At 67.0% G+C, this 25,794-nt stretch carries 20 protein-coding genes, 1 pseudogene and 1 riboswitch; of the genes and pseudogenes, 9 read left to right on the top strand and 12 right to left on the bottom strand.

Going from position 1 to position 25,794, the window contains the following annotated elements:
- Positions 1-24: 24 nt before the first annotated feature.
- From D571_RS0113015 to tkt, 3 genes are all read right to left on the bottom strand, one after another.
- Positions 25-1,203 (bottom strand): phosphoglycerate kinase, encoded by a 1,179-nt coding sequence (locus D571_RS0113015; RefSeq protein WP_018937132.1) that lies wholly within the window; start codon positions 1,201-1,203, stop codon positions 25-27.
- Positions 1,204-1,349: 146 nt separating this feature from the next.
- The gene (gene gap / locus D571_RS0113010; protein WP_018937131.1) at positions 1,350-2,348 is read right to left on the bottom strand and encodes a type I glyceraldehyde-3-phosphate dehydrogenase; all 999 of its coding nucleotides are present in this window, start codon (positions 2,346-2,348) and stop codon (positions 1,350-1,352) included.
- Positions 2,349-2,389: 41 nt separating this feature from the next.
- Entirely contained in the window at positions 2,390-4,390 is a 2,001-nt protein-coding gene (gene tkt, locus D571_RS0113005; RefSeq protein ID WP_018937130.1) for a transketolase, read from the bottom strand.
- Between the two features lie 328 nt (positions 4,391-4,718).
- On the opposite strand from tkt, the gene metK reads away from it, so the two are divergent.
- The 4 genes from metK to D571_RS0112985 all read left to right on the top strand — a co-directional run bounded on the left by metK (position 4,719) and on the right by D571_RS0112985 (position 9,170).
- Positions 4,719-5,888 (top strand): methionine adenosyltransferase, encoded by a 1,170-nt coding sequence (metK, locus tag D571_RS0113000; RefSeq protein ID WP_018937129.1) that lies wholly within the window; start codon positions 4,719-4,721, stop codon positions 5,886-5,888.
- A gap of 30 nt (positions 5,889-5,918) precedes the next feature.
- Positions 5,919-5,996: riboswitch (S-adenosyl-L-homocysteine riboswitch) on the top strand.
- A 19-nt stretch (positions 5,997-6,015) separates the two neighbouring features.
- Positions 6,016-7,428 (top strand): adenosylhomocysteinase, encoded by a 1,413-nt coding sequence (gene ahcY / locus D571_RS0112995; protein WP_018937128.1) that lies wholly within the window; start codon positions 6,016-6,018, stop codon positions 7,426-7,428.
- A 94-nt stretch (positions 7,429-7,522) separates the two neighbouring features.
- A complete protein-coding gene (gene metF, locus D571_RS0112990) occupies positions 7,523-8,377 on the top strand; it encodes a methylenetetrahydrofolate reductase [NAD(P)H] (protein WP_018937127.1) in 855 nt (284 codons plus the stop codon).
- 1 nt (position 8,378) lies between these two features.
- Positions 8,379-9,170 carry a 16S rRNA (uracil(1498)-N(3))-methyltransferase gene (locus D571_RS0112985; protein ID WP_018937126.1) on the top strand — a complete coding sequence of 264 codons (792 nt, stop codon included), beginning with the start codon at positions 8,379-8,381 and terminating at the stop codon, positions 9,168-9,170.
- Here the strand turns inward: D571_RS0112985 and D571_RS0112980 are convergent, their stop codons facing one another.
- Genes D571_RS0112980 through D571_RS0112955 form a run of 6 tightly spaced genes read right to left on the bottom strand, consistent with a single transcriptional unit; the run spans position 9,171 to position 18,962 of the window.
- The gene (locus tag D571_RS0112980) at positions 9,171-9,683 is read right to left on the bottom strand and encodes a hypothetical protein (RefSeq protein ID WP_018937125.1); all 513 of its coding nucleotides are present in this window, start codon (positions 9,681-9,683) and stop codon (positions 9,171-9,173) included. It abuts the gene before it with no gap.
- Between the two features lie 28 nt (positions 9,684-9,711).
- Positions 9,712-15,462: an Hpt domain-containing protein gene (locus D571_RS0112975; RefSeq protein ID WP_018937124.1), complete on the bottom strand. Its 5,751-nt coding sequence runs from the start codon at positions 15,460-15,462 to the stop codon at positions 9,712-9,714.
- A gap of 15 nt (positions 15,463-15,477) precedes the next feature.
- Entirely contained in the window at positions 15,478-17,514 is a 2,037-nt protein-coding gene (locus D571_RS0112970; protein WP_018937123.1) for a methyl-accepting chemotaxis protein, read from the bottom strand.
- A gap of 36 nt (positions 17,515-17,550) precedes the next feature.
- On the bottom strand, positions 17,551-18,129 hold the full coding sequence (locus D571_RS0112965; protein ID WP_018937122.1) for a chemotaxis protein CheW: 579 nt from the start codon (positions 18,127-18,129) through the stop codon (positions 17,551-17,553).
- Entirely contained in the window at positions 18,126-18,491 is a 366-nt protein-coding gene (locus tag D571_RS0112960) for a PleD family two-component system response regulator (RefSeq protein ID WP_018937121.1), read from the bottom strand. Before D571_RS0112960 ends, D571_RS0112965 begins: the two co-directional genes overlap by 4 nt.
- Positions 18,492-18,539: 48 nt before the next feature.
- A complete protein-coding gene (locus tag D571_RS0112955) occupies positions 18,540-18,962 on the bottom strand; it encodes a PleD family two-component system response regulator (protein WP_026287854.1) in 423 nt (140 codons plus the stop codon).
- 128 nt (positions 18,963-19,090) lie between these two features.
- Here D571_RS0112955 and gshB point away from each other — a divergent pair, with 128 nt between their 5' ends.
- From gshB to D571_RS0112930, 5 genes are read left to right on the top strand one after another with little or no spacing between them, the layout of a single operon-like run.
- Positions 19,091-20,038, top strand: a complete 948-nt coding sequence (gshB, locus tag D571_RS0112950) for a glutathione synthase (RefSeq protein ID WP_018937119.1) — start codon at positions 19,091-19,093, stop codon at positions 20,036-20,038.
- Positions 20,035-21,099, top strand: a complete 1,065-nt coding sequence (locus tag D571_RS0112945) for an FAD:protein FMN transferase (RefSeq protein WP_018937118.1) — start codon at positions 20,035-20,037, stop codon at positions 21,097-21,099. Before gshB ends, D571_RS0112945 begins: the two co-directional genes overlap by 4 nt.
- Positions 21,072-21,476, top strand: a complete 405-nt coding sequence (locus D571_RS0112940; protein ID WP_018937117.1) for a NusG domain II-containing protein — start codon at positions 21,072-21,074, stop codon at positions 21,474-21,476. Before D571_RS0112945 ends, D571_RS0112940 begins: the two co-directional genes overlap by 28 nt.
- A gap of 2 nt (positions 21,477-21,478) precedes the next feature.
- On the top strand, positions 21,479-22,027 hold the full coding sequence (locus D571_RS0112935; protein ID WP_018937116.1) for a Gx transporter family protein: 549 nt from the start codon (positions 21,479-21,481) through the stop codon (positions 22,025-22,027).
- Positions 22,002-22,952: an energy transducer TonB gene (locus D571_RS0112930; RefSeq protein WP_018937115.1), complete on the top strand. Its 951-nt coding sequence runs from the start codon at positions 22,002-22,004 to the stop codon at positions 22,950-22,952. The genes D571_RS0112935 and D571_RS0112930 overlap by 26 nt, the downstream gene beginning before the upstream one ends.
- A 13-nt stretch (positions 22,953-22,965) precedes the next feature.
- Here the strand turns inward: D571_RS0112930 and D571_RS0112925 are convergent, their stop codons facing one another.
- From D571_RS0112925 to D571_RS0112915, 3 genes and pseudogenes are all read right to left on the bottom strand, one after another.
- Positions 22,966-24,390 carry an HlyD family type I secretion periplasmic adaptor subunit gene (locus D571_RS0112925; protein ID WP_018937114.1) on the bottom strand — a complete coding sequence of 475 codons (1,425 nt, stop codon included), beginning with the start codon at positions 24,388-24,390 and terminating at the stop codon, positions 22,966-22,968.
- A gap of 11 nt (positions 24,391-24,401) precedes the next feature.
- A pseudogene (locus D571_RS14185) lies at positions 24,402-25,513 on the bottom strand (ATP-binding cassette domain-containing protein); the annotation flags it as partial.
- A 13-nt stretch (positions 25,514-25,526) separates the two neighbouring features.
- Positions 25,527-25,794, bottom strand: a 268-nt coding sequence (locus D571_RS0112915) for an integrase core domain-containing protein (protein WP_018936703.1), incomplete at its 5' end; no start/stop codon positions are given.

The following is a 25,794-nucleotide window of genomic DNA, read 5'->3' as shown; positions in this document are numbered from 1 at the left end:
TGGGTGTCGGGGCGGACAAGGCGTTCAGCCCTTCGCCCGCTCCTCGAGCATGGCCACGGCCGGCAGGGTCTTGCCTTCGAGGAACTCGAGGAAGGCGCCGCCGCCGGTGGAGATGTAGCTGATGCGATCGGCGAGGTCGTACTTGTCGATCGCGGCCAGGGTATCGCCACCGCCGGCGATGGAGAACGCATCGCTCTCGGCGATGGCCTCGCCCAGCGCGCGGGTGCCCGCGGCGAACTGGTCGAACTCGAACACGCCCACCGGGCCGTTCCAGACGATGGTGCCGGCATTGCGCAGGGCCTCGGCGTAGGTGGAAGCGGTGTCGGGGCCCACGTCGAAGATCATGTCGTCGGCGCCGATGGCATCCACCGACTTAGTTTCCGCCGGCGTGCTGTCGGAGAACTCCTTGCCCACGGTCACGTCGGAAGGCACCGGGATCTCCCCGCCCTTGGCACGCGCGGCTTCCATCAGCCGCTTCGACTCGTCGACCAGATCGGCCTCGTACAGCGACTTGCCGACGTCATGGCCCTGAGCAGCGATGAAGGTGTTGGCGATGCCGCCACCCACGATCAGCTGGTCGACGACCTTGGACAGCGACTCCAGCACGGTCAGCTTGGTCGAGACCTTGGAGCCGCCGACGATCGCCACCAGCGGGCGCTTCGGGTTGTCGAGCGCCTTGCTCAGGGCCTCCAGTTCACGCGCCAGCAGCGGACCGGCGCAGGCCTGCGGCGCGAACTTGCCGGCGCCATGCGTGGAGGCCTGGGCGCGGTGGGCGGTGCCGAAGGCGTCCATCACATAGATGTCGCACAGCGCGGCGTACTTCTTCGCCAGCGCCTCGTCGTCCTTCTTTTCGCCCTGGTTGAAGCGGACGTTCTCCAGCATCACCACTTCACCGGGCTGGATCTCCACGCCGTCGAGATAGTCGCGCACCAGACGCACCTCGCGACCGAGCAGCTGCCCCATGTGCTCGGCGACCGGGGCCAGCGAATCCTCCTCGGAGAACTCGCCCTCGGTGGGCCGGCCCAGATGCGACATCAGCATCACGCCGGCGCCGCCCTCAAGGGCCTTCTGCACGGTCTCGAGACTCGCGCGGATGCGCGCGTCGGACGTGACCTTGCCGTCCTTGACGGGGACGTTCAGGTCCTGGCGCACGAGCACGCGGCGACCCTGCAGGTCGAGATCGGTCATCTTGGTGACGGACATGGGATACCTCGCGGAACAATAAGGTTGGAACGGTTAAAGAGCCTTCGGTGCAGCCCCCGCGCGGGGGGGGGGGGCTGCGCCCAAGCCTCTGGCAGTTCGGCCACCGCGGAACGGCGGACCGCCCGGGTGGCCGAAAGCCGCGGCTATCAGCCGGCGACGTGCTGCACCATGCGCAGCATGTTGCAGGTGTAGCCGTACTCGTTGTCGTACCAGGCGACGACCTTCACGAAGGTCGGGTCCAGCTGGATGCCGGCGCCGGCATCGAACACCGACGGGGCGGTGTAGCCGCGGAAGTCGGTGGAGACCACCAGATCCTCGGTGTAACCCAGCACGCCCTTGAGCTCGCCCTCGGAGGCCTTCTTCATGGCCTCGCACACGGCCTTGTAGTCGGCCTCGCCGTTGAGTTCGGCGGTCAGGTCGACCACCGAGACGTCGGAGGTCGGCACACGGAAGGCCATGCCGGTCAGCTTGCCGTTGAGTTCCGGCAGCACCTTGCCCACGGCCTTGGCGGCCCCGGTGGAGGACGGGATGATGTTCTCCAGGATGCCGCGGCCACCGCGCCAGTCCTTCATGGACGGACCGTCGACGGTCTTCTGCGTGGCGGTAGCGGCGTGCACGGTGGTCATCAGGCCGCGCTTGATGCCCCAGTTGTCGTGCAGGACCTTGGCCACCGGCGCCAGGGCGTTGGTGGTGCAGGAGGCGGCGGAGACCATGTTCTGGCCGCTGTAGTCGCCGTGGTTCACGCCGTACACGAACATCGGGGTGTCGTCCTTGGACGGGGCGGACATCACGACCTTCTTGGCACCGGCATCCAGGTGTTTCTGCGCGGTCTCGGCGGTCAGGAACAGACCGGTGGACTCGATCACCACGTCGGCACCGATGTCGCCCCACTTCAGGGCCGCCGGGTCCTTCTCCGCGGTCAGGCGGATGCGGTTGCCGTTCACCACCAGGTCGTTGCCCTCGACGCTGATGTCGCCTTCGAAACGGCCGTGGACCGAATCGTAGCGCAGCATGTAGGCCAGGTATTCCGGATCCAGCAGGTCGTTGATGCCGACCACCTGCAGACCGGGGAAGTCCTGAGCGATGGCGCGGAACGCCATGCGGCCGATGCGGCCGAAGCCGTTGATACCAACCTTGATAGCCATGGGAGTCTCCTCTTTCAGCTTTTTTGGGAATTCGGTGGCGTTCAGCCGTTCAGCACGTCACGGGCGACCTGCGCGACGTTCTCCGGCTTGAAGCCGAAGTAGTCGAACAGCGCGCCGCCGGGGGCGGACTCGCCGAAGCGGTCCATGCCGAATACGGCGCCGTCCATGCCGGTGAACTTGTACCAGCCCGCGGTGGCACCCGCCTCGACGGCCACACGCTTGCGCACGGCGGACGGCAGCACGGACTCCTGATAAGCCGGATCCTGCTGTTCGAACAGCTCGACACAGGGCATGGAGACGACGCGCGCCTTCTTGCCTTCGCCGGCCAGCGCCTCGGCTGCCTGCACCGCCAGCTCGACCTCGGAGCCGGTGGCGATGAAGATCAGATCCGGGGTGCCGTCGCAGTCCTTCAGCACATAGCCGCCGCGGGCAATGTTGGCGAGCTGCTCGCCGTCGCGCTCCATGTGCGGCAGGCCCTGGCGTGACAGGATGAACGCGGACGGGCCATCGGTGCGCTCGATGCCGGCCTTCCAGGCCACGGCGGTCTCGACCGCGTCGCAGGGGCGCCAGACGTTGAGGTTCGGGATCAGGCGCAGGCTCGGGGTCTGCTCGACCGGCTGGTGGGTCGGACCGTCTTCTCCGAGGCCGATGGAATCGTGCGTCAGCACGTACATCACCCGCTGCTTCATCAGCGCGGACATGCGGATGCCGTTACGGGCGTAGTCGGAGAAGATCAGGAAGGTGCCGCCGTACGGGATAAACCCGCCGTGCAGCGCGATGCCGTTCATGATCGCGGCCATGCCGAACTCGCGCACGCCGTAGTACACGTAGTTGCCGGCGGCGTCATCCTTGCTGACACCCTTCGAGCCGACGTACATCGTCAGATTGGAGCCCGCCAGGTCGGCGGAGCCACCCAGCAGTTCCGGCAGCGCCGGGGCGTAGCCGCCGATGGTGTTCTGCGAGGCCTTGCGCGAGGCAACCTTCTCGGCCTTTTCCACGGTCTCCTTGATGAAGGCGGTGGCCTTCTCGCTCCAGTCGGCGGGCAGATCGCCGGCCATGCGACGCTCGAACTCCGCCGCCAGCTCGGGGTGGTCCTTGCGATACGCCTCGAAGCGCTCCTTCCACTCGGCCTCGGCCTTCGCGCCCTTGTCCTTCGCATCCCAGCCGGCGTAGATGTCGTCCGGGATCTCGAACGGGGCGTGCTCCCAGCCCAGCTCCTTGCGGGTCAGCGCGACTTCGTCATCGCCCAGGGCGGCGCCGTGGCACTCTTCCTTGCCGGACTTGTTCGGCGAACCAAAGCCGATCACGGTGCGGCAGCAGATCAGGGTCGGCTTGCCGGTTTCCTTGCGCGCCTGCTCGATGGCGGCCTTGACGGCATCGGCGTCATGGCCGTCCACATCGCGCACCACGTGCCAGCCGTAGGCCTCGAAGCGGCCCGGGGTGTCGTCGGTGAACCAGCCCTCGACCTCGCCGTCGATGGAGATGCCGTTGTCATCCCAGAACGCCACCAGCTTGCCCAGGCCCAGGGTACCGGCCAGCGCGCAGGCCTCGTGCGAGACGCCCTCCATCAGGCAGCCGTCGCCAAGGAAGACATAGGTGTTGTGATCGACGATCTCGTGACCCGGGCGGTTGAAATGGGAGGCCATGACCTTCTCGGCCAGCGCCATGCCCACGCCGTTGGACACGCCCTGACCCAGCGGCCCGGTGGTGGTCTCGACGCCGGCGGTGTAGCCGTATTCGGGATGCCCCGGGGTCTGCGAATGCAGCTGACGGAACTGCTTGAGTTCGTCCATCGGCAGGTCATAGCCGGTGAGGTGCAGCAGCGAGTACACCAGCATCGATCCGTGGCCGTTGGACATCACGAAACGGTCGCGGTCGGCCCAGTCCGGGTTCGCCGGGTTGTGCTTCATGTAGTCGTTCCACAGCACCTCGGCGATGTCCGCCATCCCCATCGGGGCCCCCGGGTGACCGGATTTGGCCTTCTGGACCGCGTCCATCGAAAGGGCGCGGATGGCATTGGCAAGCTCTCTACGGGTGGGCATGCGGGTCTCCTGCTCAAGTGATGAAAGATTCTGGCCGGGGCGGGAAGCGGTCTCGCGGCTGCGGCGCTGCGGCATGAAGGCGCGCCGGGCGGACCGGGCAACGGGCGGGCACGGCCGCACAACCCCAGTGACGGCGGAGCATTTTGGCCACTTTCAACCAGCGGAGCAAGTGGCGCCGCCGCGCGCCGCAACGGCCGGCCGCCCGGACCCGTGGGGGGCCCGCCGGACAGAGGGCGGCAGGGGGGGCTTAGAAATTCGCGGCGAGTCGCGTTACACTAGCGGTCGTTTTGCGCAAAACTAAATCGAAACGACAGAAAAGGAACGCTTAATGTCCAACTACATCTTCACCTCGGAATCGGTCTCTGCGGGTCACCCCGACAAGATGGCCGACCTGGTCTCCGATACCATCGTCGACGCCATCATCGAGCAGGATCCGCACGCCCGCATCGCGTGTGAAACCGCCACCAAGACCGGCATGGTGATGCTGCTGGGCGAGATCACCACCGGCGCGCAGATCGATTACGAGCGCCTGGTGCGCGAGACCGTCTGCGAGATCGGTTACGACGACTCCCACAAGGGCTTCGACGGCAACACCTGCGCCGTGCTGAACGTGCTGGGCGAGCAGTCCCAGGACATCGCCATGGGCGTGGACCGTGACGTCTCCGACCGCGCCACCCAGGGCGCCGGTGACCAGGGCCTGATGTTCGGCTATGCCGCGCGCGAAACCGATACCCTGATGCCCGCCCCGATCTTCTACGCCCACAAGATGGTGCGCATCCAGTCCGAGCTGATGAAGAGCGGCAAGCTGCCGTGGCTGCGCCCGGACGCGAAGTCCCAGGTTTCCCTGCGCTATGAAGATGGCAAGCCGGCCGGCCTGGACGCGGTGGTGCTGTCCACCCAGCACAGCCCGGAGATCTCGCAGAAGGACCTGCAGGAAGCCATCTATGAAGAGGTCTTCAAGAAGGTCCTGCCGGCCGAATGGCTGAGCCAGGTCTCCAATGACCAGATCCACATCAACCCGACCGGCAAGTTCGAGATCGGTGGCCCGGTGGGCGACGCCGGCCTGACCGGCCGCAAGATCATCGTCGACACCTACGGTGGCATGGCCCGCCACGGTGGCGGTGCGTTCTCCGGCAAGGACCCGTCCAAGGTGGACCGTTCCGCCGCCTACGCCGGCCGCTACGTGGCCAAGAACGTCGTCGCCGCCGGTCTGGCCGACAAGTGCGAGATCCAGGTCTCCTACGCCATCGGCGTGGCCGACCCGACCTCGATCACCATCGACACCTTCGGCACCGGCAAGATCGACGACCGTCGCATCGAGACGCTGGTCCGTGACATCTTCGATCTGCGCCCGTGGGGCCTGATCCAGATGATGGATCTGCTGCGTCCGATCTACAAGGCGACCGCCGCCTATGGCCACTTCGGCCGCGAAGACGTCGACCTCCCCTGGGAGCGTACCGACAAGGCCGAGGAACTTAAGAAGGCCGCCGGACTCTAAGAGTCCATATTTTGTAAGCGAAACACCCATCCGGCTGAGGAGCGCTGCAGCGGTTTTACCGTCAGGCTCAGCCGGATGTTCCCCTGAAGTACACGGCGCTCATCCAGACCAACGGAGAAGTAACACCATGAATGCTGTGATGGATGCCAAGAAATCCGGCGACTACGTCGTCAAGGACATCAACCAGGCCGAGTTCGGCCGCAAGGAAATCGCGATCGCCGAGACCGAAATGCCCGGTCTGATCCAGACTCGCGAAGAATACGCGGCCTCCCAGCCGCTGAAGGGCGCCAAGATTGCCGGCTCCCTGCACATGACCATCCAGACCGCCGTGCTGATCCAGACCCTGGAAGCGCTGGGCGCCGAGGTCCGCTGGGCCTCCTGCAACATCTACTCCACCCAGGACCACGCTGCCGCGGCCATCGCCGACAACGGCACGCCGGTCTTCGCCGTGAAGGGCGAAACCCTGGAAGAGTACTGGGACTACTGCCACCGCATCTTTGAATTCGACGGCGGCGCCAACATGATCCTGGACGACGGTGGCGATGCCACGCTGCTGCTGCACCTGGGTGCCCGCGCCGAGAAGGACGCGTCCGTGCTGGAAAACCCGGAGCACGAAGAAGAAGTCGCGCTGTTCGCGGCCATCAAGGATCGCCTGTCCAAGCAGCCGAACTGGTACTCCGAGCAGCTCGCCAAGATCAAGGGCGTGACCGAAGAGACCACCACCGGCGTGCATCGTCTGTACCAGATGGCGAAGACCGGCGAGCTGGCCTTCCCCGCCATCAACGTCAACGACTCGGTCACCAAGTCCAAGTTCGACAACCTGTACGGCTGCCGCGAGTCCACCGTGGACTCCATCAAGCGCGCCACCGACGTGATGATCGCGGGCAAGATCTCCGTGGTCGCCGGCTACGGTGACGTCGGCAAGGGTGCCGCCCAGTCGCTGCGTGGCCTCGGCTCCACCGTGTGGATCACCGAGATCGACCCGATCTGCGCCCTGCAGGCCGCGATGGAAGGCTTCCGCGTCGTGACCATGGACGAAGCCGCCGACAAGGCCGACATCTTCATCACCGCCACGGGCAACAAGGACGTGATCACCGAAGATCACATGACCCGGATGAAGGATCAGGCCATCGTCTGCAACATCGGCCACTTCGACTCCGAGATCGACGTCGCCTCGATGCGCAAGTACGAGTGGGACAACATCAAGCCGCAGGTTGACCACATCATCCTGCCGAACGGCAACCGCATCCTGATGCTGGCCGAAGGCCGTCTGGTGAACCTGGGCTGCGGCACGGGCCACCCGTCCTTCGTGATGTCCAACTCGTTCACCAACCAGACGCTGGCGCAGATCGAGCTCTGGAACAAGGGCTCGGAGTACGACAAGAACGTCTACATCCTGCCGAAGCACCTGGACGAAAAGGTTGCGAACCTGCACCTGAAGAAGCTGGGCGCCAACCTGACGCGCCTGACCGACGACCAGGCCAAGTACCTGGGTCTGTCGGTGGATGGTCCGTTCAAGCCGGAACACTACCGCTACTGATCGGCCAGCCTCACATTAGTCAACTGACTGTGTGACAGCCCGGGCGGGCCGCATACTCGTGCGGTCCGCCTTCTTTTTGTCTGGAGGACAAGCAATGAGCAATCAGGAACGCGTCTTCAGCGTTGAATTCTTCCCGCCCAAGGACGACGCCGGCGCCGAACGCCTGGCCAAGGCCCGCAAACGTCTGGGCGCCCTGAAGCCGGAGTTCTACTCCGTGACCTTCGGTGCCGGCGGTTCGACCCGTGACCGTACCCTCGAGACGGTCAAGGACATCATCCAGAACGACGGTATCCCGGCGGCGCCGCACGTCTCCTGCATCTCGTCCACGAAGGACGAACTGCGCGACCTGCTGAGCACCTACCGCGACATCGGCGTGGACCGCATCGTGGCCCTGCGCGGCGACCTGCCGTCCGGCACCAAGCATTCCGGCGGTGATTTCCGCTACGCCTCGGAGCTGGTCGAATTCGTGCGCGCCGAGTTCGGCGACCAGTTCAAGCTGGAAGTGGCGGCCTATCCGGAATTCCATCCGCAGGCCCCCAGCGCCGAGAAGGACCTGGAGAACTTCAAGACCAAGGTCGATGCGGGTGCCAACACCGCGATCACCCAGTACTTCTACAACGTCGACGCCTATGTCGCGTTCATGGAGCGGGTCGAGGCGATGGGCATCACCATCCCGATCATCCCGGGAATCATGCCGATCACCAATTACACCCAGATCATGCGCTTCTCCGAGATGTGCGGCGCCGAGATCCCGCGCTACATCCGCAAGCGTATGGAGGCCTTTGGTGACGACAAGGACTCCATCCGCAAATTCGGGATCGAGGTCGCCACCCGCCTGACCGACGAGCTGCTGGAGAAGGGTGCCCCCGGCATCCATTTCTACTCCATGAACCAGGCCGGCCCGACCGAGCAGATCTGGAACGACCTGGACCTCAACAACCGTCGCTGAAATGCGTTGCCCGCGGCTGCTGATCGAAAACGCCGATCTGGCCGCCGGGCAGCGTCTGCCGGCCCCGGAGGATCGGTTGCACTACGCGACCCGGGTCCTGCGGCTGAAGGACGGCGCCGCGTGCCGCGTGTTCGACGGTCGCGGCAACGAATACCACGCCCGCCTGGAGACCACCGGTCGCCGGGCGGGCGTTTTTCATCTGGGGGAGCGCGCCGCCGACGCCACCACACCGGCCCTCGGGATCACTCTCCTGCAGGGCGTGGCCCGCGGTGACCATATGGATCTGGCACTGCAAAAGGCGGTCGAGCTGGGCGTCACCCGGATTCGCCCGATCCTGTTCGAGCGCAGCCGTTCGGCCGGCGGCCACAAGGGGCTGGAGCGCCGACAGGAGCACTGGCTCGGTGTGATCGCGGCCGCCGCCGAACAGTGCGGGCGCAACGAGCTACCGGTTCTTGAACAGGTGACCGAACCCGCCGAGGCCCTGGCCGCAGAGGGAAGCACGCCGGGCAAGACGGAGCGGCATCTGGCCCTGTTGGCCGACGAGCAGGGCGCGGCCCTGTCGCAGATCCTGGCCTCGGCGGGCGCCGATGCGCGGCCGCAATCGGCGAGCGTGCTGATCGGCCCCGAAGGGGGCCTCACGGATGCGGAGCGGGAACTGGCGCGTCAACAGGGGTGGCAGCCGGTGCGCACGGGCCCGCGGACGCTGAGGACCGAAACCGCAGCGATCGCGATGCTGACACTGGTGCAGTGGGCCCTGGGTGATCTCGACGGGCACGGCCCGTCCGATGCCTGATCAGGCGGATCCTGCAGGGTCCCGCGCCGCGGGGAGTTCGCGAACCAGCTCGCGCAGACGCGCCTCGATGGTATCGAGGCGCAGAAGATGCGTGGTCACACCGGAGGCCTTGACCCGCCAGGACCACGGGGTCGTCTCGACCCCCTCCAGCGCGAAGATGTTCTGCGGGGTAATCCGTACCGGATGCGGCGTACCGCGAACCTCCAGGGCGTAGTACGGGAGGCTGTCCGGATCGTCAGCGCCCTGCAGTACCAGCAGGCGGGTGAAACGGCGATGGTCTTCACCGGCATCCCGCGCCGGGTCGATCAGGTGGTTGACGTTGATCACCGGGATCTGCAGCTCGTTCCAGGTCAGCGGGGGCGCCAGCCAGGGGAGCTCGTCGGCCATGTCATCCTGGATCTGCCCGGTCCCCGGCCGCGTGGTCACCTCCAGCAGGGCGCTGCGCGGCAGCAGGATGGAGCCCGCTTCCAGCTGCACGATCACCGCTTCGACCCGGTTCTCGCCGTCGCTCATGCCTTCACTCCGTGGGGCGTTACCGTCGTCATGCCGGTGCCTCTTCCAGCTGGTGCTCGATCTCGCTGAGGAGATCGTTTTCGAGATAGGGCTTGCCAAGGTAGCCGTTGACGCCCAGACGCATCGCCCGCTCGCGGTGTTTGGAACCGGAACGCGAGGTGATCATGATGATCGGCACCGCGTTGAATTCCGGATGCTCGCGGACGTGAGCCGCAAACTCGAAACCATCCATCCGCGGCATCTCCACGTCGAGCAGGATCAGGTGCGGACGCCGTTCGTCCAGCAACGTGACCGCGTCGAGGCCATCGCGCGCGGTGACCACGTCGTAGCCGTGACGGGACAACAGCCTTGCGGTGACCTTGCGAATGGTGATGGAGTCGTCCACCACCATGATCCGAGTCGCCGCGCTTTCGGGCTCCTGCTCCTCCTCCGCTGCCCCCTGCCCGACGGCCGCGAAGCGCATCAGCATGGAGAGGTCAAGGATCAGCATCACCGAGCCGTCGCCCTGCAGCGTCGCCCCGGCCACGCCCGGGATCCGGCTGAGGACCGGGCCCACGGATTTCACGACCACTTCCTGGCTGCCCGCCAGCCCGTCGATACGCAGGGCCACCTTCTGCTCATCCGCACGTACCAGCAGCAGCGGGAACGGCTCGTCGGGCAAGGGACTCACGGGCGCCTGGGTCTCGATCCCCAGGACCTCTCCGAGCGACCGCAGGGCGTACTCCTGCCCCACGTAGCTGTAGGTCGGCGCCGCGCCGGAATCGTCGATCTCCTCGCTGCGTGCACGCACCACGCCTTCGACCGATGCCATCGGCACCGCAAAGGTCTCCTCGCCCACCTGCACGAGCAGCGACTGACTGATGGCGAGCGTGAAGGGCAGGCGCAGCGAGAAGCGCGACCCGGATCCCGGAATGGAGTCGATGTCGAGCGTCCCCCCGAGCTGCTTGACCTCGGCATTGACCACGTCCATGCCGACGCCCCGCCCGGCCACATGGCTGACCGACGCCGCCGTGGAGAATCCGGATTGCAGGATCAGCTGCAACGCCTGGCTGTCACTCAGCTCGGCATCGGGGGCGATCACGCCGCGATCGATCGCCTTCGCACGGACGACCTCCGCGTCGATACCGCCGCCGTCGTCCGCCACCTCGAGCCGGATCTCGCTGCCGGCCTGTTCCAGACTGACAGTGACGCTGCCCTCACGTGGCTTGCCCTGCTCCTCGCGTACGTCGGGCGGCTCGATCCCGTGGGCCACGGCGTTGCGCAACAAATGCTCCAGCGGGGCCACCAGACGCTCCAGCAAGGCGCGGTCCAGTTCGGAATCCTGACCGACGAAATCCACGCGGACCTCGCGCTGCATGTCGTCCGCCGCGGCCCGTACCACGCGCCGCAGGCGTGGCGCCATCCGCGCGAAGCGCACCATGCGCTGGCGCATCAACTGGTCCTGCAGTTCGGTGCCGATGCGCTTTTCCTGCAGCAGCACCCCGGCCGCGGTACGCAGTTCGTCATCGACCTCCTGTTTCAGCGCGTCAAGGTCACTGACACTCTCGGCGAGTGCGCGTGACAGCTGCTGGATCCCGGAATAGCGGTCCATCTCCAGCGGATCGAAATCCAGCTGTTCGTCACCGGTCTCCTGTTCCACCCGGAACAGGACCTGGGCCTCGGTCTCGATCTCCAGCTTGCGCAGCTGCTCGCGCACGCGGACGATGGTGCGCTCGAGTTCCTCGACCTGACCCTCGACACGGCCGACCGTCTGCTCGAAACGCCGGTGGAAGGTCGCGAGTTCGCCGGCGTTGTTGACCAGACTGTCGAGGACCTCGGCATCCATGCGGACCTGATCCTGCAACTTCCGGCTGGCGGCCTCGGTCTCGCCCCCGGGCGCCGCCGCGCGGTCGGACGGGCCATCGGTCGACGCGAGCGCGGCCTCCGAAGCGCCCTCCGTCTCGTCGGCATATTCCTCCTCCGCCTCCTGCGCGTCCGGCAGGCTCCAGTGGCGCAACCCCGGCAGCTCGCGACTCTCCCGCTCATCCGTCTGCCACGGTCCGACCCCCCGCTCGACCAGTTCCTGCACCTCGACCAGCGCCTTCTCGGCGGCGTCGAAGAAAGCCGGCCGCGGGTCCTGGCCGGCTTCGGTCTCCACCCCCAGGGCGCTTTCCAGCGCATGTGCGAGCGATCCGACCACCGTGAATCCGGCCATACGAGCACTGCCCTTGAGGGTGTGCACCTCACGCTGGAACGCCTCCTGATCCGGGCCGGGACGTCCCCCGGCCTCGCGCCACGCCGACAGCGTGTGGAAGGCCTGCTCGAGGATGTCGTTGGCCTCCTCGATGAAGACCTCGCCGAACTCCGGGTCGATTTCCTCGACCGAGGCATCCCCGCGCAGCTCCGGCTCCGGCTCCGGCTCCGGCTCTGGCTCTGGCTCCGGCTCCGGCTCTGGCTCCGGCTCTGGCTCCGGCTCCGGCTCTGGCTCCGGCTCCGGCTCCGGCTCCGGCACAGCATGTGCGCCGGTCTCGTCCTCCGGCCAGGCCGCAGGCTCCCCGGTCGTCTCGAGTTCGAGACCCGACACCTCGGTGAGGTCCTCGCCCGCGACCGCGCCCCTTTCGGCGTCGTCGAAGGGAGGAAGACGCTCGTCGTCGGCCGCCCGTGCCGCCGCCTCGGCCTCAAGGTCTTGGGCAGGCCAGTTCCAGCGTGTCCGGGCCGCAGCGAATAATTCCTCGACTTCCTCCGCCCACTCCGGCGGGGTGGCCAGCTCCCTGGCGGACGGGGGCACCGTGGAATCAACGACCGCCCCGAGCCGATCGACGAGGTCACGCAGCAATTCCAGCGCACGATTCTCGAGCGGCTGCCCCATCTCCCGGTGGAGATTGATCAGATTCTCGAACGACCGACACGCCGAATGCGCGGTGGAGACGCCGGCGGTCCGCGCACTGCCATGCAGGGTGTGCAGCGCCCGTTCAAGCGCGTAACTGGGGGGCCGCGCAGGCGTCTCCTCAATCTCGTCCAGCCACTCACGGATCGTGTCGAGATGGCTGCGGGCCTCCGCGGAGAAGACCTCCCACAGTTGCGGGTCGATGGTCGGTTCCGCGCCTTCGGGGACAAGCTCATCGAGGTCCGTGAGCTCTTCTTCATCCACCGGGGGCTGCCCGGCCATTTCGACCGCGCCCGCGTCGTCCCCGGACGGCTCCGGCGCCAGATCATCCAGTGACCGCAGCTCTTCTTCCTCGGGGGTCTCGTACGCCGGCAGCTCCCCCGCATCCATTTCCGGCAGCTCGGGCTCGGACCCGGCCGACGCATCCAGCGCCTCCATACTGCGGGCAAGGGCCGCCAGATCCTCTTCCGCGCCCTCCGGGGTGGCCGGCGCCTCGAGCCCCTCCTCGGCGGCTTCCTCGATAGAGGGGGCTTCCCCCGCGGCCAGGGCGTCCAGACGCAGCACGATGTCCAGGACCGGAGTGGTCGGTTCCGTCTGGTCGCGGATCTCGCCAATCAGTCCCGGCAATACCGCAATGGCATCACCCACCGCGGACAGCACATCGTCGTCGGCCTGCCCGGAACCTTCCAGCAGCCCGTTCAGGAAGGATTCGACCACCCAGGCGAACTCGCCCAGGCGCAGCGCACCGGCCAGGCGACCGGAACCCTTCAGGGTATGGAACGAGCGCCGAACCGTTGACAGGGCCTCGCGGTCGGTCGGCGAGGAACGCCACAGCGGGAACTGCTCGTTCAGGGTCTCCAGCACCTCCCCGGCCTCTTCCTCGAATATCTCGAGAATCTCCCCGTCGGCATCCGGCCCCAGCACCTGTTGTTCCAGCACGGATTCGTCGAACGACAGCGCACCGGGGCGCCGTTCCAGGGACGCCCCACGGCCGGTCCGCGCAGTCGCGTACGGTTCCGGCACCGATGGCTCGGGCTCGGGCTCGGGCTCGGGCTCGGGCTCGGGCTCGGGCTCGGGCTCGGGCTCGGCGGGAGTGTGTACCCCCGCCCCCCCGTCAAGGAAGTCCGCATCGGTGGTTTCGCCACTCGAGGACGGCGTGTCGCTGTCCGGAACCGGAGATTCGGCTGGTTCCGGTTCGGCCGCATCGAGGACGGACAGCCCCTCTGCAACGTGCGGTGCGTCGGCGGGAGGCCCGTCGTCCTCCACCGCACCCAGCCTTTGCAGGGCGCGCCGGCCGCGTTCATGGACACTGTCCAGCTCCCGCCACGGCTGTCCGGAGGATTCCAGCGCGACTTCGATGCTGCTGAGGACCTCGGCCAGGGCATCAACGGCATCGGCGGCGAGATCGGCGGCGGTCATCCCGGCGCGCTCGTCAAGGAAGCGCAGCAATGGGTCGATCAGGGACTGCAGGCTGCGAAAACCACCCATGACCAGGGCGCCGCGCGCACGGTGCAGCGCCTCGCGCGCCTCGTCCAGACTGCTGGCCGGAGCGTTGCCGAAGAGGAAGCCAACGAAACTTTCGCGGACCCGCCGCACGTCCACGAGGGACTCGCGATACAGCGCTTCGGCCAGCTGTCGGTCATAGGCCGCCTCGCCACTGGCGGTTTCCCGCTGTCCTTCCAGGTCCGATTCGACGATGGATTCCAGCGCGAGCAGGTGCTGCGCCAGTTCCATTTCCAGCTGTTCGTCGTGATGAGCCAGGCGCGTCGGCTCCAGGCTGTCGTCCAGTGCCCGGGCATGGATTTCGCCCTGTTCCAGCCCCAGCATCCGCATGGTGGCGCCGATCCGCCGGACGCGATCGCGCAGGGGTTCCAGATCGGAGGCCTCACGCGTTGCCGAGCGGATCAGGACATCCAGACGCTCGCGCACCTCGCCAAGATCGTCTTCCAGTGCGGAGCGAAGGCGGTCCTGTACCTCCCGCCCCAGACCGCTGGTGATGCGCTCGTCGGGCGCGTTCAGGTCATCGAGATGGAAGACCTCCCGCACGGCACGCGTCTGTTCCGTATCGGCCTCCGCGCGGGCCACGTGAAACAGCAGGGTCTTGGTGATGTCGACCGGCGCTTCGTAATCAAGAGCATCGGCCGACCCGCCTTCGCGCAGCTGGTTGGAGAGGGCATTGAGATAGCGGCCCAGCTCCCGATCGACCCGGCCGATCAGGCGGCGGATGTCGTTGTTGAGTTCGACACCCCCACGCGCGAGGCCTTCCAGCAGTGCACCCGCCACCCAGAACAGCCGACGGAAATCGCCGGGAGGTACCGCCCGGACCACCTCGCGCGAGACCTCGTGCAGACGTTCCGAGGCCGCAGCGGCGTCCACCCCCCTGACCAGGGCGAGGAGGTCGCGCTGGAAACTCCGACGCGCCTGCTGCAGGGCACGCAGGCGCTCCGTAAGCGACAGCTCCTGCGGAGGATCACCCACCCGCGAGTCGTCCACGTCGTCGAAATCGGGCATGAGCTCGGCGACGTCCATCATCATGCTGGCGCCACGAACGCTACGCAGTTCGTTCAGCAGGGGCAGCAGGACCATGGGCGACGGCAGGTCGTCGGCGTCACCGTGCTCGAGGTAGTCGGGCAATTGCAGTGATGCCCGCAGCAACGCTTCGGTGGTCGCGTCCGGGGTCAATTCCCCCTGACGCAGACCATCCAGCACGGCCAGCATCTCGTCGCAGACGCGAGCGACGCTTTCGACCTGGACCATGACCAGGGTCCCGCGAATCTGGCGAACCCGTTCCCAGGCCCGGTCCAGGGGCTCGGTCCGGGACGGATCTTCCGAGTAGGCCTGCAGGGCCTCCTGGACCTCGCCGAACAGCGCGGCGAGCTCGTCACGGACCCAGTTCAGTGCACTGGCAACCATCGTGTGGCTCGGCCGTCAGCCCTGAGAACCGGAGCGGCCGGCATCACCCTGATCGGAGGGCGGCAGCTTGAAGTCCGCAACCGAGGACTGGAGCTGCTGCGACAGCTGCGCCAGATCGTCGATGGATGCCGCGGTAGTGTGCGTACTCTCGGTGGTCTCGGTGGTGATCTCGCGGATCTGCGCCATGATGCCCGTCACGTTCTTCGCCATTTCGGCCTGCTGGTGTGCCGAGGAGGAGATCCCGTCGATCAGCCCGGCGAGGTCATTGGAGACCTGCTCGATTTCGGAGAGGGCCTCGCCCGCGGCCTGTGCCATCTCGGCCCCGGACACTACGTTCGCGGTACTCTGTTCCATGGAGCTCACGGCCTCGCTGGTATCGGCCTGGATCGCCTTGACCAGACCCTCGATCTGACGGGTCGCGCTGGCCGAACGTTCGGCGAGGCGCTGAACCTCGTCGGCCACCACCGCAAAGCCACGCCCGGCCTCGCCGGCCGCCGAGGCCTGGATGGCAGCGTTGAGCGCGAGGACGTTGGTCTGTTCGGCGATGTCGTTGATCAGACCGATGATGTCGCCGATCTCCTGCGAGGATTCGCCCAGACGCTTGATCCGCTTCGCCGTTTCCTGGATCTGCTCGCGGATGGAATCCATCCCTTCGATCGAGCGGCGCACGGTAGCGGCACCGCGGGAGGCGATCTCCACCGAGTTCCGCGCAACCGACGCCGACTGGCCGGCGTCCGACGCCACCTTGTCGACCGACTGCGCCATCTCGTCGATCGCGTCGTTGGCCTGCTGGATCTCGACGTTCTGCTGCTCCGCCTTCTCAGCCAGCCCGAGGACCTGAGCACGGCTGTTGGCGGCGGAGTCGTTGATGTCATCCGCAACCGAGTTGATGGTCGCCACCAGGGTCCGGAGGTTCTCGATCGCGAAGTTCATCGAGTCGGCGATGGCTCCGGTGAAATCCTCGGTTACCGTGGCGTTCACCGTCAGGTCCCCGTCGGCCAGGTTCATCATCTCGTCGAGCAGACGCAGGATCGCCTGCTGGTTGCGCTCGTTCTGGGCCTCGGTCTCGGCCAGTTCGTGCCGCGTGTCGCGATACATGAACACGCCGATGCTGGTCATCAGGAGCAGGGTCAGCAGGCCGAAACCGGCCGCGACCCACGCGAGGGCGCCCACCGTATCGGCGCGGGCGTCCAGCGCGGCCTCCAGATCGCCGGTGACCTCCAGCATGTCCGAGGAACCGGCCTCGATGTCGGAGGCCGCCGCATTGACATCGAATACCCGGGACGATGTCTCCAGCACCCCCTCCACGGCCTCGCTGAACGCAATGAACAGCGTGCCGATCTCGCCCAGCAGCTCCTGGGTCTCGTCGTCGTCCACGGCCTCGATGCCGAGCGGCGGGAAGCCCTCGATCAGGCCGTCCAGCACACGCCCGAAGAGGTTCGCATCCCGTTCGAAGCGCTCGATGGCGGTTGCGGCCCGGGCGCCCCCCTGAAGGACCTCGTTGAGGCTGTTGCCGATCCGCTGGATCAGCATGGTCTGGCGGGCGGCGACATAGATCTGGTCCGGGTCTTCGTCGATCGCCGACATGCGGCGAACGACGTTGTCGGACAGCCGCGCGAGCTCGGGCGAGAACTCGTTGACCGCATCGGAAAACTCGGTGACCTCCTCGATCGCGTCGCGACCATGCAGGATGGTGTTGATTTGGTCGCGGTAACCGCTCCATTCCGCCTCGAGGCGATCGAGGTCCTCGCGTTCGGTCTCCGGCAACGGCATCAGACCGTCACCGCCCTCACGCAGGGTCTCCAGGTTCTGATCGAAGGCATCACGCAGCTGAGCCAGGTCGTCGAAGGCCCGCTCGGATCCGGCGGCGGCTTCCAGCGAACCGGTCGCCAGCCGCTGGGACAACAGGCGCATGTCATTGGCCAGTGCGATGCGGTCGCGATACTGGTTCTGCAGATATTCGTGATAGACGACGATACCGCCCGTAATCAGCAGGGATATAACCAGAAGCCCCCCGATCAGGAGGTTGCGCGTACGACGACTCAAACCCATAGTGCGTTGACTCCCTGTAACGGTGATGCCGCCCCGTCAGGAGGCGACCGCCTGCTGCTGGCCTTCGGTTGGTTCCGCCGCTTCCGACCCCGAGAACCGCCCCGTGTCGTTCAACAACCGGTCCAGATCGAGCACGGGGTGGATCCGGTGCCCCAGATCAAACCCGCCGGTCACGTAGGGACGCGCCGCCTCCGGCACATCCACCTCCAGACGACGCTGATGCGGGGCGCAGTTGCGCATCCCCTCGACCCGGCTCACCAGCAACCCCGCCATGCCCTGCCCCTGCGGCGCCACCACGATGCGCTGGCGCGAACTGTCACCGGTCAGCGACTCCCCGAGCAACAGGCGGCCGAGATCGAAAACCGGCAGCACCAGCCCGCGCAGGTTGCCGACTCCCAGGACCATCGGGTCGGCCAGCGGGACGCGCGTCAGCGACATGGGGTCGGTGACTTCGGAGATGGCTTCCATATCCACCAGACAGCGAAACTGCCCCACGGCCAGCAGAACGCCCCGCCAACCTTCCGTCGTGTCGCGCCGATACTCGCGATTGATGCGCTGGCTCTCGCGATCGAGGCTCGCCAGAAGCGCGAACGGCGTGGTGGTGTCGACCTTCATGCCGAGAGGTATTTCTCGACCGTCTTCAGCAGGATTTCTTCGGTCACCGGCTTGGTGATGTAGTCCCGCGCTCCCTGGCGCATTGCCCACACACGGTCGGTCGCCTGATCCTTGGTGCTGACCACCACCACGGGGACGTTGGCGGTCTCTTCCTGCTTGGACAGCTCCCGGGTGGCCTGAAAACCGTTCAGCCCGGGCATGACCACGTCCATCAGAACCAGGTCGGGCACCTGCGCCTTCGCGGCGGCAAGACCTTCCTCCCCGCTGGCGGCCGAGGACACCGTATACCCATTCTTCTCGAGCATGGTGCGCAGGACGTGGATCTCGGTCGGAGAGTCGTCAATGATGAGGATACGGGCCATGGCGTTCTGCTTTCCTGGTTTGGTACACGCGACGCGATCGCGGTGGATTCATTCCGGGGTTTCCTGATGCGCGTACTTGCGCATGGCATCCAGGAGGTCGTCCCGGGTGAAGGGCTTGGTGAGATAGTCCTCCGACCCCACGACACGCCCCTTGGCCTTGTCGAACACGCTGTCCTTGCTGGAAAGCATGATGACGGGGGTCTCCCTGAACTGCTTGTTGTTCTTGATGAGCGCGCAGGTCTGATACCCGTCGAGACGGGGCATCATTACGTCGACGAAGATGATGTCAGGGCGGGAATCGGCCACCTTGGAGAGGGCCTCGAAGCCATCCACCGCGGTTTCCACTTCGGCGCCGTGCTTCTGCAGCAAGGATTCGGCGGTCCGCCGGATCGTCTTGCTGTCATCGATCACCATCACCTTCACTCCCTGAAACTCGGTGGCCGAGTCGGCTTCCGCAGGCGCGTCAGACACCTTACCCCCCCAAGGCTGAATGCAGGATCGAATCTAACGAAGTCCCGCGGGATACACAAACAAGAAGCAGCACTATTTCAGCGCATGGCATACTCGTCTGACACGGATCACGAAAAGGCCTCACTAGCGTGCCCAGTACCATCGCCATCATCATGGACCCGATCACGGGTATCAAGCCGGCCAAGGACACGACCTTCGCGATGATCCTGGCCGCCCGTGCCCGCGGCCACCGCGTGCATTACCTTGAACTGTCGGACATCTGGGTACAGGACGGGCAGCCCCTGGGGCGGAGCCGGCCGCTAGAGGTCCACGACCGCACGGAGGCGTTCCACGAGCTCGGCGCCGCGACCACCGGCCCGCTGGAGCGTTTCGATGCAATCCTGATGCGCAAGGATCCACCGGCGGATGCCGAGTACGTGTACGCCACCTACACCCTCGAACTCGCGGAACATGCCGGGGTACGGGTCTCCAACCGGCCACAGGGGCTGCGCGACATCAATGAAAAGGCGTTCACCGCCCTGTTTCCGGACTGCACCCCGCCTACGCTGATCACCCGCGACCGGGCCCGCATCCGCGAATTCCTCGGCGAGCATGGCGACATCGTGGTCAAGCCGATGGACGGCATGGGCGGCAGCTCGATCTTCCGCGTACGCGAGGGCGACCCGAATACCTCGGTGATCCTCGAGACCATGACAGCCTTCGACCGTCGCACGGTGATCGCGCAGCGCTTCCTGCCGGAATTCACCGCGGGCGACAAGCGGATCATCATGATCGGCGGGGAACCCTTCGACCACGCGCTGGCCCGCATTCCCGCACCCGGGGAATCGCGCGCCAACCTCGCCGTCGGCGGACGCGGAGAAGCCGTACCGCTGACCGATCGCGACCGCGAGATCTGCGACCGCGTGGGGCCGGAGCTGCGCCACCGTGGCATCCATTTCGCCGGCCTGGACGTGATCGGGGAATGCCTGACCGAGATCAACGTCACCTCCCCGACCGGCGTGCGCGAGCTCGACGCGGCCTGCGGCGGAGATCTCGCAGGTCGTTACATCGATTTCATCACGGGGGAGAGCGTATGAACCGGACCCGCACCCGCCTGTCCCCGGCGCTGATGGCGCTGGCCGCCGCGACTCTCCTGAGCGCCTGCGACCGCGCACCGGAAACCGAACAGCTGCAGTTCCAGGCCTTCGGCACCCTGGTCGAGGTGACGGTGGCACCGGCCGGCGAACATGATCTTGCGAAGATCGAGCGTGAAATGCAGGCGGAGCTCGATATCCTGCACGCCTCCTGGCATGCCTGGGAGGAAGGTTCGCTGGGGCGCACCAACCAGCTGCTGCCCCTGAAGCGCGAATTCAGCGCCCCGCCCTCGGTACTGCCGCTGATCGAGCAGGGGCGCGCAGTGGAACAGGCCACCGACGGCCTGTTCAACCCGGCACTGGGGCAGCTGATCGCGGCCTGGGGCTTCCACCAGGACGAACCCGCCGGACCTCCGCCGGATGACGACACGCTCGCCGAGCTGCTGGACGATCCGCCCTCGATGCAGGACATCGAACGCTCCGGAGTGCGCCTGACCGGGCGACACCCGGATCTGCAACTGGACTTCGGCGGACTGGCGAAAGGGACCGCGGTGGAGCGTACCCGCGACCAGCTGGACGACCTCGGGGTAGAAGCCGCCATCGTCAACGCCGGCGGCGACCTGATGACCCTCGGACGCCCCGCAGGCCGCGACTGGAAGGTCGGCATCCGGCACCCGGACGGCGGCACCCTCGGCGGGATCGAACTGGGCGGGGGCGAGGGCCTGTTCACCTCCGGCGACTACGAACGGGGATACGAACACGAAGGCGAACGTATCCATCACGTGATCGATCCACGCACCGGCCGCCCGGCCGAGGGCATCCGCTCGGCAACCGTGCTGCACGACGAAGGCGGCCTGGCCGACGCCGCGGCCACGACCCTGATGATCGCCGGCCCGGAAGAGTGGCCGGAGTACGCCGAACGGCTCGGAATCGACCACGCGCTGGTGGTGCTGGCAGACGGCCGGATCGAGGCCACCCCGGCGATGGCCGAACGTGTCGAGATCGGCGACCGCCATCCCGAACCCGAGATCCGCGAATGGCCGGAGGGCGACACGGCACCGTGACCGACCTCGGACTGCGCTGGGGCGACGGGGTGATTGCGCTGGCCGCGACCGGCCTCGTCGCGATGGCCTTCATCCTCGCCTGGAGTCCGGGGGAGGATGACAACGCCCGGACCCTGGTAATTACCCAGGCCGGCGAGCCCACCCGGCACGAAGCCCTGGACGGCCCACGCCTGCTGGAACTGCAGGGTCCCGCCGGGACCACCCGCGTGGAGCTCGAGGCCGGACGCGCGCGCTGCGCTGAATCCCCGGGCACGCGTAACATCTGCGAGGGGGCCGGCTGGCTCTCGGCCCATGGCGACATGGCCATCAGCCTGCCCAACCGCCTGACCCTGAGGGTAGAAGGCGCGGAACCCGCCTGGGACAGCATCCACTACTGACCGTGAACACCGCCCCACCCGACTCCCGGCGCGACCACCAGATCGCGGCCCTTGCCGCCATTGCGATCGGGATCCAGGTCCTGGAGGCCGCGATCCCGGGCCCCGTGCCGGGCGTCAAGCCGGGGCTGGCCAACATCGTAACCCTGGTCACCCTGCTCACCCTCGGCTGGCGTGCCGCAGTCGCGGTCACCCTGCTGCGTGTCGTCGGCAGCAGCCTGCTGCTCGGGACCCTGCTCAGCCCCGCCTTCTGGCTCTCGCTGACCGGCGCCCTGGCCGCCCTGGCCGCGCTGGCCCTGCTGGCACCCTTCGCGCCGCGGCATGTCGGCGCCACCGGCCTGGCGATCGCCGCCGGCATGGCCCATGTCAGCGGACAGTTCCTGCTGGCCTGGCTGCTGATCATCCCGCACCCGGGCCTCCCCGTACTCCTGCCACCGCTGTGGCTGGCCGCACTGATTGCCGGCGCCACCACCGGTATACTGACGGCCCACGTACTCGCCGATCGCCGGATCCAGCGCCATCTCCCACATGCCCGCACCCCAGGACCAGCCTGACCGCCCGGCACCCGCACCCGCGTCGGAGCACACCCACGCGCGTCCGAACCATTTCGCCACGATGGTCTTCCTCGCGCTGCTGGCCCACGGGCTGGTGATCATGGGGATCGGCTTCACCGTGGACATGCCCGAACCCACCCCGCGCGAACCCATGGACGTGACCCGGGTCACCGATCCCGAAGCCCGGACACCCCCGGAAGAGGTCGAGCGCATCGCCGAGATCGACCAGGACGCCGGCGCCGAGGACCCGGAAGACCAGGAAGCCACCGCACCCGAGGCCGCCGAGGAAGGCACCGGCGAGGCCGAAGCCGAGGGCGTGGACGCCCCGTTGCCGGAGCCGGGCCCGCTGGTGGCCCAGCCCTCGCCGCCCGAACCCGAGCCGGAACCCGACACCATCGAGGCCGAAGACTCGCCCGAACCGGCCCCGCCCGAGATCGCCGAACCGGAACCGATCGAGTCCCCCGAGGCCGAACCGCGCCCGGACGCCGCCACCCTGATGAACCGCGGACTGGAAAGCGCCCGCGCAGCCCCGGCGGAGGAACGTCAGAGCTTTTCCGCGCGCGGCCAGCGCACCCGCTATCTCGATAGCCTGTCGGCGCGCAGCGCACCGGAGGCGGCCTACCTCCAGGCCTGGATCGACAAGGTGGAACGTGTCGGCAACGTGAACTACCCGGACGAGGCCCGACGGCAGGGCCTTTCCGGCAGCCTGGTCCTGTCGGTCCGCCTGAATCCGGAAGGCGAACTCATGGACGTCCAGGTCGCGCGCAGCTCCGGCGAACCCGTGCTCGACGAAGCCGCCATCCGCATCGTGGAACTGGGCGCCCCCTACGCCCCGTTCACCGAGGCCATGCGCGAGGAATACGACGAACTGGTCATCACCCGCACCTGGGCCTTCCGTCGCGACGAAGTCCGCCAGGTACGCTGAGCCCCCTGCCGCCTCAGCGCTCCTTGAGACTTTCGCGCGCGGCGCGCAGCAAAGGGGTGAGGAAATATTCGATGATGCGCCGCTTGCCGGTCTTCACCTCCACGGTAGCCATCATGCCGGGGGCAATACGCACGGAGTCCCCCTGCACGTTGACGGTGTTGCGATCCAGGCGCACGCGCACGACGAAGACCAGTCCCTGCTGCTCGTCCTGAACCGCATCCTGCGAGACATCGAGCACCTCGCCCTCGACCGTGCCGTAACGGGTGTAAGGAAAGGTCTGCAGCTTCACCTCGGCCGTCTGGCCCGGCCGCACGAAGCCGATGTCCTTGTTGGGAAGGGTCGCCTCCACCATCACCTCGGCATCCTCCGGCACCACGGTCATCAACGGCCGGGCCGGCTCCACCACGCCACCCACCGTGTGGACCGCCAGCTGTTCCACCGTGCCGGTCACCGGCGCACGCAGGCGCATCAGTTCGTCACGCCGCCGCGCCTTGATCAGCTCCTGCTCCAGGGACTCCGCCTCGGAACGCGCCTGGTGGAGGATGTCCAGGGCTTCTCGCCGGCTTTCCGAACGCAGGGTTCGGCGCTGCTCGCGCGCCTCGTGCAGCGCTGCCTCCGCCTCCGAGCGCCGTGCCCGCTCCGCGTCCAGGGCGTTCGCGGCCTCGATGCTCTGCTGTTCCAGTTCCAGCTGCTCGTGGCGGGCCGCCATGCCCGCGTCCGATAGCTGCAACAGATCATTGCTGCGCCCGCGAATGATCGGCAGGGTCTGTTCCAGCCCGGCCACCATCGCGCCCGCCGCAGCGATCTCCTCCTGCCTGCGCGCGATCTCCGCATCCAGCTGCTGCATGCGGGCGCGGTAGTGATGCACATGGCCGCGCAACACCCGCTGTTCCACAAGCAGAACATCCTCAGGCGCGGGGAAATCCGGCTGCAGCACCGGCCGCTCGGTATCGCCGTCCAGAGCCTCCGGGAACGCCTCGGAACGCGCCGCAGCCAGGCGGGCGGACAGCAGTTCCCGGCTCAGGCGCGTCACATCCGCGGTCGAAAGGGTCGAGTCGAGTTCGATCAGGACATCTCCGGCCTCGACGCGCTGCCCGTCCCGTACCCGGATGGCCCTGACGCTCGCCGTCTCCGTGGCCTGTACCGTCTGGGTACGCCCGTCCGGCACCACCTTGCCTTCGGCCACCGCAACGATGTCCATGCGCCCCAGGGTGGCCCACACCACGGCCAGCACCGCCAGCAGCAGGATGAGACCGATGATGACGCGCGGCAGCGGGTGCACCGGCGTCTCCTGTAGCGAAAGGGCCGCCGGGAGGAACTCCTGCTCGTGCGGCACCCGTCGCGGCGGGTCCATCTCCCGCCGGCGCCCCCAGGCGATGGCGAAGGCCCACCGATAGCGCCCCTTGAGGTCCTGCCATGCGCTGCGCCGCATCCCCATGGCACCCTCCCTCAGGTCTGCTGCAGGCGCAACAGGCCCGCATAAATGCCGTCGTCACGCTCGGCCAGGCTGTCGTGGGTCCCGGATCGACGATCTGGCCGTGGTCCATGACGATGATGCGGTCAGCCCGACGTACGGCGCTGAGCCGATGGGCAATAATGATGACCGTACGACCACGGGCGATCTGCGCCATGTTCTGCTGGATGACGCGCTCCGACTCGTAGTCGAGCGCGCTGGTCGCCTCGTCGAAGATCAGGATGCGCGGGTCGTTCATCAGGGCGCGGGCAATGGCGATGCGCTGGCGCTGACCGCCGGAAAGCGTGCCACCGTGCTCGCCAACGACGGTGTCGTAGCCCTCGGGGGTTTCCAGGATGAAGTCGTGGGCCCCGGCCTGGCGCGCGGCCGCCATCACCCGTTCCAGCGGTGCCCCCGGGCTGGCCAGGGCGATGTTCTCGCGGATACTGCGGTTGAAGAGCATGTTCTCCTGCTGCACCACGCCGATCTGGCGGCGCAGCGAACTGATCTCGGCCACCGCCAGGTCGGTGCCATCCACCAGCACCCGCCCGCGCTCGGGCACATACATCCGGCCGATCAACTTCGCCAGGGTGCTCTTGCCCGATCCGGAGCGGCCGACCACGCCCAGCACCTGACCGGGCGGGATCTCCAGGCTGACCCCGCGCAGCACCTCGGGACCGTCGGGCCGGTAGCGGAAATGCACCTGGTCGAACTCGATTCGCCCGTCCAGACGGGGCAGGCTGCTGCGGTTGGCGAACGAGGATTCCGTGGGTGCATTGAGGATGTCGCCAAGCCGCTGCATGGAGATCCCGACCTGCTGGAAGTCGGTCCACATGTTGGCCAGACGCATGATCGGCTGGGCGACACGCGCGGCCAGCATGTTGAAGGCAATCAGCTGGCCGACGGTCAGGTCGCCCTCGATCACCAGCCGTGCCCCCAGCCACAGCGTGCCCACCGTCACCAGCTTTCCCACAAGCGAAATCAGCTCGCGGGCGACGGTCGACAGCTGGGTGGTCCGCAGACCGGCGGAGACATAGCCGGCCAGCTGCTCGTCCCACTTCTTCGTGGTCTGCGGCTCCACCGCCATCGACTTGAGGGTGTCGATACCGTAAGCTTCCCCGTCAAGAGGACCATTCATTTTTAGAGTCCTCGGCGGTTGAGTGGAGCTGGGCGTAGATGACCGGCGGCAGGTCGCCGAGGGCGTCATGCGCCCGCTCCTCGTTGTAGTCGATCACCCACCAGTGGGTGATCTCGCGGACCTCCTCGAGATCGTTGAACAGGTAGAGATCCAGGACCTCGTTGCGGTAGGTGCGGTTGAAACGCTCGATGAAGGCGTTCTGGTTCGGCTTGCCGGGCTGGATGTACTGAATGAACATCGCGTTCTCCTCC

The sequence above is a fragment of the Thioalkalivibrio sp. ALJ24 genome (assembly GCF_000377785.1).
Classification (GTDB): domain Bacteria; phylum Pseudomonadota; class Gammaproteobacteria; order Ectothiorhodospirales; family Ectothiorhodospiraceae; genus Thioalkalivibrio.
Note: the sequence above shows the minus strand (reverse complement) of the source record. Positions and strands in the feature narration are given on the sequence as shown.